Source organism: Cupriavidus sp. 8B (genome assembly GCF_054589115.1).
Genome location: NZ_BAAILO010000037.1, coordinates 1 through 12,388 on the forward strand (window position 1 = coordinate 1; position 12,388 = coordinate 12,388).

Annotated in this window: 11 protein-coding genes; 9 read left to right on the top strand and 2 right to left on the bottom strand. The window is 66.7% G+C overall.

Annotated features, from left to right (window positions below):
* The first annotated feature begins 192 nt into the window (after positions 1-192).
* The 7 genes from ACYP5B_RS03830 (at position 193) to ACYP5B_RS03860 (ending at position 8,663) form a co-directional block, all read left to right on the top strand.
* Entirely contained in the window at positions 193-762 is a 570-nt protein-coding gene (locus ACYP5B_RS03830; protein WP_459568604.1) for a hypothetical protein, read from the top strand.
* Positions 763-828: 66 nt separating this feature from the next.
* Complete coding sequence (locus ACYP5B_RS03835; RefSeq protein ID WP_459568605.1) at positions 829-2,424, top strand: GMC family oxidoreductase; 1,596 nt, start codon at positions 829-831, stop codon at positions 2,422-2,424.
* A 238-nt stretch (positions 2,425-2,662) separates the two neighbouring features.
* The gene (locus ACYP5B_RS03840) at positions 2,663-3,598 is read left to right on the top strand and encodes a TetR/AcrR family transcriptional regulator (RefSeq protein ID WP_459568606.1); all 936 of its coding nucleotides are present in this window, start codon (positions 2,663-2,665) and stop codon (positions 3,596-3,598) included.
* Between the two features lie 345 nt (positions 3,599-3,943).
* Positions 3,944-4,765: a DUF1571 domain-containing protein gene (locus ACYP5B_RS03845; RefSeq protein ID WP_459568611.1), complete on the top strand. Its 822-nt coding sequence runs from the start codon at positions 3,944-3,946 to the stop codon at positions 4,763-4,765.
* Positions 4,766-5,041: 276 nt separating this feature from the next.
* A complete protein-coding gene (locus ACYP5B_RS03850; protein ID WP_459568607.1) occupies positions 5,042-6,385 on the top strand; it encodes a DUF2957 domain-containing protein in 1,344 nt (447 codons plus the stop codon).
* 122 nt (positions 6,386-6,507) lie between these two features.
* Positions 6,508-7,776, top strand: a complete 1,269-nt coding sequence (locus ACYP5B_RS03855) for a DUF2957 domain-containing protein (RefSeq protein WP_459568612.1) — start codon at positions 6,508-6,510, stop codon at positions 7,774-7,776.
* A 101-nt stretch (positions 7,777-7,877) separates the two neighbouring features.
* Complete coding sequence (locus ACYP5B_RS03860; RefSeq protein ID WP_318234624.1) at positions 7,878-8,663, top strand: OmpW/AlkL family protein; 786 nt, start codon at positions 7,878-7,880, stop codon at positions 8,661-8,663.
* A gap of 82 nt (positions 8,664-8,745) precedes the next feature.
* On the opposite strand, the gene ACYP5B_RS03865 is transcribed toward ACYP5B_RS03860, so the two are convergent.
* Entirely contained in the window at positions 8,746-9,204 is a 459-nt protein-coding gene (locus tag ACYP5B_RS03865; protein ID WP_318238616.1) for an Lrp/AsnC family transcriptional regulator, read from the bottom strand.
* A gap of 157 nt (positions 9,205-9,361) precedes the next feature.
* Here ACYP5B_RS03865 and ACYP5B_RS03870 point away from each other — a divergent pair, with 157 nt between their 5' ends.
* Positions 9,362-9,970, top strand: a complete 609-nt coding sequence (locus ACYP5B_RS03870) for a glutathione S-transferase (RefSeq protein WP_459568608.1) — start codon at positions 9,362-9,364, stop codon at positions 9,968-9,970.
* Positions 9,971-9,997: 27 nt separating this feature from the next.
* Here the strand turns inward: ACYP5B_RS03870 and ACYP5B_RS03875 are convergent, their stop codons facing one another.
* Positions 9,998-10,729 (bottom strand): oxygen-binding di-iron domain-containing protein, encoded by a 732-nt coding sequence (locus tag ACYP5B_RS03875; protein ID WP_459568609.1) that lies wholly within the window; start codon positions 10,727-10,729, stop codon positions 9,998-10,000.
* Positions 10,730-10,957: 228 nt separating this feature from the next.
* Here ACYP5B_RS03875 and ACYP5B_RS03880 point away from each other — a divergent pair, with 228 nt between their 5' ends.
* Positions 10,958-12,118, top strand: coding sequence for a CapA family protein (locus ACYP5B_RS03880; protein ID WP_459568610.1), 1,161 nt, complete (start codon positions 10,958-10,960; stop codon positions 12,116-12,118).
* Positions 12,119-12,388: the final 270 nt, after the last annotated feature.

A 12,388-nucleotide genomic window follows, 5' to 3' on the forward strand; every position in this document is an offset into this window, starting at 1 on the left:
GATGTATCGGATATTCCAGCAGGATGAATAGCTGTCCGGTGGAGATGGGTGTAGGGAGAACAGCTAGTTGTTCAAAAAATGTGGGCACACCTAAGCACAAGTGTGGGAGAGGGGAGCAAGCCAGCCGTAACAGACCCGCCCGGAGGTCCGCTGAGCGCTGAGCGCTCAGCTAGAAACAAAACAGGAGACAACATGCCCGCCCCATTCACCGAGCCGCCCGCGTCCGCGCTGTCGCGGCGCGGCTTTCTCAAGATTGGCTTTGGCTTGTCCGCCGCGCTCGCATGCGCCGGCCTGGTCCCGGCATTGTCCGGCTGCTCGCCCGCGCAGAAGCAGCCCGCCACCGGCATGCAGTTCCTGCGCGAGGGCGATGTGGCGTTGTTCACCGCGCTGCTGCCCGCCGTGGTGGCGGAGCTCGCCGAGCGCGAGCTGCAGCTCAGCCATGCCGTGGCCAACGTCGACGCCACATGCGCCGCGATGGATGCCAACGCGCGCGCGGAGTTGCGCAAGCTGCTCGACCTGCTCGCCATCGGGCCCTTGCGCTGGGCACTCGCCGGCGTGGGCCAGGACTGGAGGGAGACCGACACGCAGCAGGCGCGCCGCTTTCTCGCGCGCTGGCGCGCCAGCCGCTTCGCCACCTTGAATGCCGGCGCCGTGGTGCTGGTCAAGCTCAGCAGCGTGGGCTACTACCTGCTGCCGGCGGCGTGGGCGGGCAGTGGATATCCCGGCCCCAATCCCGCGGTCTTTCGTGCGCTGCACGCCTGATGCAAACCGATACCCGATTCCCGGTACCCGATACCCGATTGCCGTTACCCCATACGCGAGACCCTCATGGCCATTCCCGATATCTATAGCGCCGGCATCGCCGCCGGCTGGAACGTGGTGGACGGCGCCGCGCTCACCGCGCCGCTTTCGCTCGACGCCGACGTGGTCATTGTCGGCAGCGGTGCCGGTGGCGGCGTCGCCGCCGAGATCCTCAGCGAAGCCGGCTTGCGCGTGGTGCTGGTGGAGGAGGGCGCGCTGCGCACCTCCGACAGCTTCAAGGACATGGACGAGGGCCGCGCTTATCGCGAGCTGTACCAGGAGGGCGCGGCGCGCGCCACTTCCGATGGCGCCATCGCCATCCTGCAAGGGCGCTCGGTGGGCGGCAGCACGACGGTGAACTGGTCGTCGAGCTTTCGCACGCCCAAGGAAACGCTGGCGCACTGGGCCGCGCACCACGCCGTGAGCGGCCACGGCGCCGCCGACATGGCGCCGTGGTTCGAACGCATGGAAGCACGGCTGTCGGTGGCGCCGTGGGGCGTGCCGCCGAACAACAACAACGATGTGCTCAAGCGCGGCTGCGACAAGCTGGGCTGGGAGTCGCACGTGATCCCGCGCAATGTGAAGGGCTGCTGGAACTCCGGCTATTGCGGCCTGGGCTGCCCGGTCAACGCCAAGCAATCGATGCTGGTCTCGACCATTCCCGCCGCGCTGGCCAAGGGTGCCACGCTGGTCCACCGCGTGCGGGTGCGTGCGCTGGAGCACGATGGCAAAACGGTCACGACACTCGCAGGCGTTGCGCTGGGCGCCGATGGCCGCAAGCCCACCGGCGTCGCGGTGACCGTGCGCGCGCGCCACTATGTGGCGGCAGGGGGCGCCATCAACACGCCGGGGCTGTTGCTGCGCTCGCGCGCGCCGGACCCGTATCAGCGTGTTGGCGTGCGCACCTTCATCCATCCGGTCAACCTGAGCGTGGCGGTGATGCCCGAGCAGGTCGATCCGTACTACGGCGCGCCGCAATCGATCGCCTCCGATCACTTCCAGTGGAAGGACGGCGCCACCGGCCCGATGGGCTACAAGCTGGAAGTGCCGCCCTTGTTCCCCGGCATCAGCGCGGGCGTGTTCAACCAGGTGGGCGACGCGCTGCGCGCCGACATGGCCGCGCTGCCGCATACCAACGCCATGCTGGCGCTGCTGCGCGATGGCTTTGTGCCGCAGAGCGAGGGCGGGCGCGTGCGCCTTGCCGACGATGGCAGCGCGGTGCTCGACTACGACGTGAGCGACTATGTCTGGGATGGCATGCGGCGCGCCTGGCTGAGCATGGCCGAGGCGCAGTTCGCGGCGGGCGCGCTGCGGGTGCGCCCGGCCCACCTGGACGCGCCGTACTACGACAGCTGGGCGCAAGCCAGACAGGGCATTGCCACGTTGGCGCTGGCCAAGTTCCGCGCGGCGCTGTTTACCGCGCACCTGATGGGTGGCTGCGCCATGAGCGACCAGCCGCAGGGCGGAGTGGTCGACAGCCATGGCCGCCATCACCAGCTGGCCAACCTGTCGGTGCTGGACGGCTCCGTGTTTCCGACCAGCATCGGGGCAAATCCGCAACTGTCTGTTTTCGCACTAAGCGCGCAGAACGCCCAGGCGCTGGCGGGGCAGCTGGCCCGATGAGCGCCGCCCCCCCCCCTTAAGCAGGGAAGGAAAAGCCGGACTGGCGCGCACGGCATGCAGGCACAATCCAACCACATTAGAGGCAACGCTCCAATATTGCACTTGTGAAACGCTCGCAGCGCTCGCTAGGCTCCGTACAACTGTTTCAAGCATCCGTTTGCCGTCAGAGCACGGAGCTGCTGCAGTGGGTAGAGTTTTGCTGGGGTTGTACGGCATGACCATAAGAGAGACGCCCCCTATGAAGACCGGAAAAGGCACAGCAGGAGACACCAAGGCCCGCATTCTCGACGCCACCGAGCGCTTGTTCATCGAGGTTGGCTACGAAGGCACCTCGCTACGGCAAGTGACATCGCGCGCGATCGTCAATCTGGCCGCGGTCAATTACCACTTCCGCAGTAAAGAAATCATGATGCAGGCGGTCCTGGGCCGCCGGCTCGATCCGCTCAACACGCGCCGCCTGGCGCTGCTCGATGCCTGCGAGGCACGCTGGCCGGGCGTGCAGATCCGCTGTGAACACGTAATGGGTGCGCTGTTCGTGCCCGCGCTGCAAATGGCGCGCGAGCCCGAGGCGGGTGGCCCGTCGTTCCTGCGGCTGCTGGGGCGCGTGTATTCCGATACCTCTCCCTTTATCCAGTCGTACCTGCTAGGGCATTACGCGCCGGTGTTCGGCCGCTTCTCCGACGCCTTCGCCCGCGCACTGCCCGAGATCCCGCCGCAGGAACTGGGCTGGCGCCTGAACTTCGCGCTCAAGGCGCTGGCCGGCGTGCTGGCCGGCGAAGAGCTTGGCAATCTGCTGCCCGCCTTCACGCAAGGCAAGGACCTGAGCGACGCGCACGTGCTCGCGCAGTTGAGCGCGATGGTGGTGGCTGCGCTCAAGGCACCCGTGCCCGCCAGCCAGCAACTGTGCGCGCTGCAGGACGTGTACCAGATCAGCGAGGCCCAGCACGCAAAAGAGCATGCCGAGCAAGCTGCGCTCATTGCGCTGGTGGCAGAACAGGCGCAACGCGCCGACACCCTTTCCGTTGCCGTGCGCAAGACACGCCGCGCGGCACGCAATGAGGGCACGACGCGCGCCGCCGTCACCAGCATGGCGGTGCGCGGCGCGCGCGAACACCCCATCGTCTTCCCGAGCAATCCGCTCGACGACTGGATGCGTACCCGCTCCAGAACCTAGCGGCGCGGCAGCGCCGGTCAACCGCCGGTGCATGCCAAGCCGCCTCCAGGAACCCGAGTTGCGCCGTTTCGCTTGAGCCAGGCACCCGGCCGTCTATCGTCTATTGCCCGGTATTCTCCAGCAGCAATCCGCACTCAGGCATTCCGTTCTCAACGACACCACGCGTGCGCGACGCGCACGCGGTGGACCGCTGTCGCCCGCGTTGCGCGCGGGCCGGCGCCACAACCGGAGATCCGCATCGTGAACGCCTTGTACTCCCATGCGCTGAGCGCACCCGTATCCGCACTGAGAAAGCCATTGACCTTGCTGCGCCATCTCGCAACCGCCTGCGTCTTTGCGCTCGCCTTGCCTGCGCTCGCACAAACGCAGCCACAGGCCCCCGCCAGCGCCGGCACAGCCTTCGACGGGCTCACGGCCCAGCAGCAGGCCGCGCTGCTGTCGAAGCAGATAGCCAACGGCGAACTGGCGAAGCTGCCCGACGAGCCACTGCTTGCGGCCATCAACGCGCTGCAGCCCGAGGCCGCGCTGCTGTGGGCCAAGACCGAGATGAACCGCTACCCCGAGTACGAGTACTGGATGACGCGCCAGGAGCGCCTCAACGGCCAGTGGCAAGACCAGCCCGCGCGCATGATGATCCGCTACCGCCACGCGCCGCGCCAGCTCTATGCGAAGTGGCTGCCGGGCGGCAGCCAGGCCGGCCAGGAAATCATCTACGACGAGACGCAGCGCAGGGATGAGATGTACGGCCACCTCGGCGGCATGCTGGGCTTCACCTCGATGTGGATCGCGCTCGACGGCACCATCGCGCGCGCGCAATCCAACCACACCGTGCGCGACCTGGGCTTCCAGTATGTGGTGTCGATGCTCGATCGCGATGCCAAATCGCTGCGCGCCGCGGGGCTCACGGAGAAATTCACGCGCGCGGAAATCGTGCAGGAGCAGGGCATGCGCATGGTCGCGCTCACCTGGGACCTGCCGGCCGGCGCACCGCGCTATTACGCCAAGCGGGTGCAGTTGATGCTGGACCTGAGGAATCCCTGGCCACGCGTGGAGACCGCATGGGATGCCGACGGGAACATGGTCGAGAAGATCGTGTTCGAGAAGGCGGTGCGCAAGACATTTGACGCGAGCGCGTTCGATGTGAAGAACAGCGACTACAAGTTCTGATGCTGCATCACTGCGCCGGACAGGGCAGCGCCGCGCGTGTTTCACACGCGGCGCGCCGTTTGAATTCGCTTGCGCGGGCACGCGCGCAGCGGTTTGAACAGACGGCGCGAGCGCTTGCACAGCCGTGGCCGGGGCTTGGCACGCCATGTTTGGAACGCGCGCTCTATTGACGCTCGCTTGGCCCGGAGGCGAGAGTCGCTGCACTGATAGGACAGTGAATGGCCGCCAACACCGGCACGCAACACAAAAACAAAACCGACAAGAAGGAGACAAGTCATGGCCCGTTTGCATGTATCCAAAGGCCTTGCAGCGATGGCTGGCACGAGCCTCGCACTGGTGCTCGCCGCCTGCGGCGGCGACGGCACGCCCACTCCGGGCAAGGCCGATGTCGCGTCCTGCTCGAGCACCAATAGCTGCGCCGCCTCCGGCCCGACCACGACTGGCTCCGCGCCGGCGCCGCTGTGCCCGGCCGCGCTGGACTACTCGACGGTGTACACCGGCGGCACCGGCGCGGGCGAGTTTGTCAAGATGCAGTTCGACACCACCGCGATGACCTACCGGCTGCAGGTGATCGAGTCCCCTGTGCCCAAGGCGACCAAGAGCGTGAGCCCGACGCGCGCCGGCGTGACCATCACCGGCACCATCGCGCACCTCGCATCGCTGCCCACCGCGGAGCAGAACCGCTGCGCGCTGGTGCTGCAAAGCGCCACGCCGTCCGACAATGCCTCGCAGGCCATCATCGACCCGCACAGCCCGCCGGTGATCTTCGTCGGCAACGGGGTGGCGGGTGGCGGCGTGCCGGGCGCGACGATTTCCTTCGACGGCATCCTGGGCTTCGGCGTCATTCCGGAAAAGACGTTCCCGATCTATCCGGTGCTGGCCTTCGCGCAGACCGAGACCGACTTCGCCAAGGTGGCCGGCACCTACAACGTGCTGGGCTACCACCAGGTCCCGTCCGGCGGCGCCCTGAGCGGCGGCTCGAACTTTGCGCCCGCCACCGCACAGACCACCGAGGTGCTGAAGGCGGACGGCAGCTGCAGCGCCAGCGCGGGTAGCTGCGTGACCACGGGCAATCCCTGGGCGGCGCGCGCCCAAAACGATGGCGCGTTCGAGAGCAACAATGCCAGCGGCAACCTGCGCTACCCGGCCTTCTACAACAAGGCGATCACATCGGGCAACAGCAGCCGCGCCAAGGGCGTGCTGGTGGTCGGCAAGCTCAATGGCGCGCTGGTGCCGCTGCTGATCCGGGTCGGCTTTGCGCAGGCGGACTCCATCCTGAGCGTCAACGTCGACGACGAGTCCGGCCTGGCCATGCTCGCGCCCACCACCAACCTCACCAACGCGCAGCTCAACGGCGGCTACGTGGGCTCGGGCAGCGACCTGGTCTACACCTCGTCGATCGTGCAGGGCAACGCGGTGGGGCTGATCGATCCGCTCACCATGAACGCCAAGGGCGGCTACCAGCTCGACCTCACGCAGGCCAAGCCCGGCGTGGTGACCACGGTGGACAACAGCGGCACGCCCGGCGCGCTGATCTCGACCGGCCATGTGTTCGCCCACCTTGCCGGCGCCGCCGGCAGCAACCCGACGTTCCGCGTGAGCGTATTCGCGGCCCCTTAGTCGGTCCCGCAAACCACGAAGAATAAACAGAGAAGCACCACGCGCGAAACAGCGCTTCAGGAGACAGCATCATGCAACAGCATCCTTTGCAGCACGGACAGGATCGGCAGCGTACGCCGCGGATGATTCATCATGGACAGCGGATCCTGCGCTACGGCGCGGCACTGCTGGGCGCCACGATGCTGGCCGCCTGCGGCGGCGATGGCGGCGGTGGCGGCACCACCGCGAGCACCAGCTCCACCCCGGCCATACCGGTGCGGCTGTGTCCCGCGTCGCTCGACTACACCACCACCTTCACCGGCGGCACCGGCTCGGGTGAGCTGGTCAAGGTGCAGATCGACACCACCAGGAAGACCTGGCAAGTGACCTTCCTCGACTCCTCGGTACCGCGCACCACGGGCACGGTGATGCCGACCCGCAGCGATACCACCGGCGGCCAGAACGTGATGACGGGCACGCTGTCGCAGGAAACCGGCCTGCCCACCGACAAGCTCAACCAGTGCGCGTTCCAGCTCAACGGCGCGAGCCTGGACCCGAATCGCCCGGCGCGGCTGTTCGTGGGCGAGGGCGTGGCGGGCGGCACCATCCCCGGTGCGCGCATCCAGTTCGACGGCGTGCTGAGCGCGGGCAAGGTGCCGGATACCACCTTCCCGTATTTCCAGTTCATCGGCTTTGCGCAGACCGAAACCGACCTGACCAAGATCGCCGGCCAATACAACGGCTATGGCTTCCACGAGGTGCCGTCGAAGAATTTCCAGACGGTGGCGCAGGACTACCGCATGGCGCTGGCGGCCGACGGCTCGTTCCAGGTGTGCGACAACAAGACGGGTGGCACCTGCTCGCAAAAGGGCAAGAACTTCGTTGCGCAAGCCAACGGCAGCCTGATGTCGGCCAACTACAAGGGTGAGATCGATCCGCCCACGCTCGGCGCCACGCTGGGCCGCGCGTACCTGATCGTGGGCAAGCTGCGCGGCCAGCTGGTCCCGGTGATGATCCGCGTGGGCTACGCCAACGGCTCGGTCACCAACGGCATGCCGCTGGGCGCCGACGACGAGATCGGCATCGGCATGATGGCGCCTGCGGTCGCGGTCACGCAGGGGACGGTCAACGGTGAGTACGTCGGCGTGGACAGCAACTTCGACTACCGCACCACCGCGCTGATGGCAGCGGATGCGGCCATGCTCGACCCGTTCCACCCGTCCGACGCCTCGCTCGCCACGGCGCTCAAGCTGGACTTCTCGCAGCAGCTGGCCGGCGTGGTCACCACCACGCGCAAGGATGGCGCGGCGGGCAGCCCCACCGGCAAGTTCATCTTCACCGGCGGCGTGTTCGGCTTCCTTGAGTCGCGCAGCGGCAGCCCGTACTTCACCATTGGCGCCTTCGTGCAATGACGGCCATGCGATCCAACTTATTCCGGGAAGACAACATGACGATCAATGCCTTTCGTTTGGCGGCGCCATTGCTGATCGCCGCGCTCGCCTGGCTGGGCGGCATGCCGGCCGCCCATGCACAGAAGGCCGGTGACAACGTCGTCGCCGCCGGCTGGTTCCACATCAGCACCAGCGGCCACAGCAGCCCATTCACCACCAGCGTGATCGATGCGCCCATCAATGGCCCGCTGGGCTTGCCGTCGTCATTCACGGCGCCGGGCAGCAGCATCAGCACATCCAACGCGGACACGCTGGGGCTGACCTTCAGCCACTTCTTCACGGACCACATCGCGCTGACGGCGGTGGGCGGCATTCCGCCCAAGTTCAAGCTCTACGGCCACGGCAACCTGATCCCGCCGGGCCCGGCGGGCGCGTTGGGGCAACAGCCGCTGGGCGACCCCAGCCTGAACCCGATCATCACCAGCGCACGCCAGTGGAGCCCGGCAACGATGGTGCAGTACCACTTCTTCGAGCCTACCGCGCGCGTGCGTCCTTTCCTGGGCATCGGTGTGTCGTACAACTTCTTCACCAACATCGAGCTCAACCCGGCGTTTGCCGCGTCGATCAACAACAACCTGGGCGCCACGCTGGCCGCCGGCGCCGGCAAGCCGGGGCCGACTTCCGTGCAGGCCAAGGCGTCGAACTCGTTCGCGCCGGTGTTCAACATCGGTGGCTCCTTTGCGATCACGGACCAATGGGGCCTGAGCGCATCGGTCACCTACATTCCGCTCAAGACGACCTCGTCGATGGTCATCAAGGCGTCGGACGGCACGGTGTTGTCCACGTCCAAGGCCACCATCAGCCCGAACCCGCTGATCATGTTCGTGGCGGCGACGTATAAGTTTTGAAGGGGCCAAGGCCGTTTGCGATGACGAGGGCAGTCACTCCCTCTCCCACAAGTGTGGGAGAGGGGAGCAAACCAGCGCCAGATCAAGCCGTTCGAACTCTCGCGGCCGGTACCGTCACCGTCTTGCGCACCGGGCTGGAGAGCACCAGCGAGGTGGTCACCGAGCCATGGGCCGCGAGCGTGTCGACCACGTGCTCCAGGTCGGCCGGATCGGCAATGGCGCAACGCACGATAAAGCAATGCGCCCCGGTCACGCGATCGGCGCTCAGCACTTCGGGCATGCTCTCGAACAGCTTCACATACTTCTGGATATAGGCGTGCGTGGTCTCGATATGGATGATCGCCTGCAGGCCGACGCCCAGCGCGCGCAGGTTCACCCGCGCGCCGTAGCCCTCGATCACGCCCGCGTCTTCCAGCTTGCGCACGCGCTCGCTCATGGCTGGCTGCGACAAGCCAATGCGCTTGCCAAGCGCCGCCAGGCTCTGCCGGGCATCGGCCTGCAGTGCCTCCAGGATCAGTCGGTCTTTCTTGTCCAGCTCCATCCCATCCTCCTATGACACCCGTTGCGCGCCGCCGATGATTCATCGGTGCGCGGTGCCGATTTTCGATGCCTTGCCATTCATGGCGATGGCGTGCCGCGATTATGCTGGAGCCCAGCGCGGCTCGATGTAGAGCCCGATATCCTTCCGGAGGCAATATATGCAACTCATCGGCATGCTCGACTCACCTTATGTGCGCCGCGTGGCCATCTCGCTGCGGCTGCTGGGCCTGCCGTTCGCGCATCGGGCGGTCTCGGTGTTCAGCACGTTCGAACAGTTCCGCGCGATCAATCCCGTGGTGAAGGCGCCCACCCTGGTCTGCGACAACGGCGTGGTGCTGATGGAGTCCGGCCTGATCCTCGACTACATCGAAACGCTGGCCACGCGCAGCCTGATGCCCGCGCAGCGCGAGCAGCGCCAGCATGCATTGCGCGTGATCGGCCTGGCGCTGGCGGCGTGCGAGAAAACGGTGCAGATCGTGTACGAGCGCAACCTGCGCCCGGCGGAAAAACAGCACGCGCCGTGGATCGAACGCGTGCAGGGGCAGTTGCTTGCCGCTTACGGGGCGCTGGAGACGGAACTGGCGGGGGCCGCGCTTCCCGCGGACGAGCGCTTGCTCACGCAGGCAGACGTGAGCGCCGCCGTGGCGTGGAGCTTCACGCAGATGATGCTGCCGGCATGCGTGGATGCAACAGCGTATCCGGCGCTGACGGCGTTCAGTGCCGCCGCCGAGCGCCTTGCCGCGTTCAGGGACACACCACAGGTGTGATCCAGGCCCGCCGCGCGCCCGTCAGGCCTAGTGCGCCAGGGCCTGCGCAAGCGCGCGCAGCAGGCCGGCGCCGTCGCCGCGCCAGGCGCTGCCATGCATGCAGGCCAGCGTGGTTGGCTCCAGCAGCGCCATGCGCTCCAGCATGGCGCCGGCGCTCGGGGTGTGGGAGAAGTAATCCATGCCGCGCCGGAACGCTTCGCTCGGCCCGAGGATGTCGGCTTCGGTGAGAGCAGGGAGGTCGGCGCCGCCCTGGCTGAACAAGTCGCCGCAGAGCAAGGTGCCGGTGCGCTCTTCCATCATGAGCCCGCACTCCCAGGCATGCGGCAAGTGGGGCGTATCGAACCACCGCACCGTGTGGCGGCCAAGCTGCACGGCTTGCCCGTCCGCCAGGCCCTGCGCGGGCCGGTCGGCCAGGTCGTTGATGGACACCATGGCGGCGATGGTGCCGCACATGGGAGACGCATGGGGCGCGGCCGCGAGCCATTCGTTGAGCGAGCCGCACTCGTCGGCTTCCACGTGCGAAAAGGCAATATGGCGCAGCCGGTCCGGCGCGATCACGCTGGCCACGGCTTCGTGCACCAGCGGGAACATCTTGCGCAGCCCCGTATGGAACAACAGCGGCTCGTCGTCGACGATCAGGTACTGGTTGAAGGAGAAGCCGCCCGGGCCGCCCTCGATGTGGACCGGGGTATTGATCCGATAGATCCCGTCCGCGATTTCATGGACGTTGGTGCCCGACCGGGCATTGGTGACAGTCATCCTGCTCTCCTGGAGATCGTCGGGGCACGAGGGCCCGGCCGTCGGCGCCGGCCAGGTTCATTCTAGTCATTGACCGCAGGCATGCCACCTTTTTGCCTGCCTTGCTGCACATTTGGCGCTCGCGCACCGCCCTGGGCTGCACATGGTTCGAGCGACGGCGCAAAATGGAGACGGCGGTCCGGCATGCGGTTCTCGCGTGCCCACCGGTGGGGAGAAAGGACGTGCGCGATGGACAATGCGACTCGGACAACACCCGACGATCTGGCTTCGGCCAGCAGCGCATGCGTGCGCTTGTTCCTGTGCGGCGATGTGATGACGGGCCGCGGCATCGACCAGATCCTGCCGCACCCGGGCAAGCCGCACTTGTATGAGCATTGGCTGCATTCGGCGATCGGCTACGTCGAACTGGCCGAGCGTGCGACAGGCGCGATACCGCGGCCCGTTGATCCGGCCTATCCCTGGGGCGACGCGCTCGCGCTGCTCGAGCAATGCCAGCCGGATGCGCGCATCGTCAACCTGGAAACGGCCGTGACCACCAGCGAGGATGCACAGCCGGGCAAGGGCATCCACTACCGGATGCACCCTGGCAATGTGTCGTGCCTCACCAGCGCGCGGCTCGACTGCTGCGTGCTTGCCAATAACCATGTGCTGGACTGGGGCCGCGCCGGGCTCTACGAAACCCTGGCCGTGCTGCGCGGCGCCGGGATGCGGACCGCGGGCGCCGGACGCAACGCGGTACAAGCCGCCGCGCCCGCCGTGATCGGACTTGCGCGAGGCGCAAGGGTGCTCGTCTTTGCCTACGCGACCGAAACCAGCGGCGTGCCGGCGGACTGGGCCGCGGCGGCGGGGCAGGCCGGCGTCAATTTCCTGCCCTCCATCTCGGCGCGCGCCGCCGATGACATTGCTGGCCACGTGGCGGCGGCACGGCAGGCGGGCGACATCGTGGTGGTGTCGCTGCATTGGGGTGGCAATTGGGGCTTCGATATATCGCGCGAAGAGCGGGCCTTTGCGCACCGGCTGATCGACGGCGGCGGCGCCGATATCGTGTACGGGCATTCATCCCATCACGTGAAAGGCATCGAGGTGTATCGCGACCGCCTGATTCTCTACGGTTGCGGGGACTGCCTCAACGATTACGAAGGCATTGGCGGACACCAGCCCTATCGGCCGGACCTGGCGTTGATGTACTTCACGCACATCGACGCCGCGACCGGCGCATTGCGCGCGTTGTCAGCCGTGCCGATGCAGATCCGACATTTCAGCCTGCGCCGCGCGCCACGGGAAGGCGTGTCATGGCTGCGCGCCACGCTCGATCGCGAAGGCGGCAAGCTAGGCACGCACATGATCCGGACGGCGGACGATTTCCTGGCGCTGCGCTGGGCCAGCTAGTGTCCCGTTCCGCTGATTCGTTCGCAAAGTCTGTTGAGCTTGGAGCAGGAATTGTAGGTTGGGGGAAGTGTGCGATGTGTATGGCTTGTGGCCCGCTGACGCGGGTTTTGGCGCTTGCTGGGCGGAGTTTTCATGCTTCTAGCTGCTGTCGCGGCTGTACGGGGTTGGCCGTTTTAAACACAGCGTCTTAAGTAATGCAGCATAGTCTTCGCAGCACTTCGTTTGGTCTCTTCCAGTACTGGAAGCAGGCGTCGACCGCCGAGAGGACTT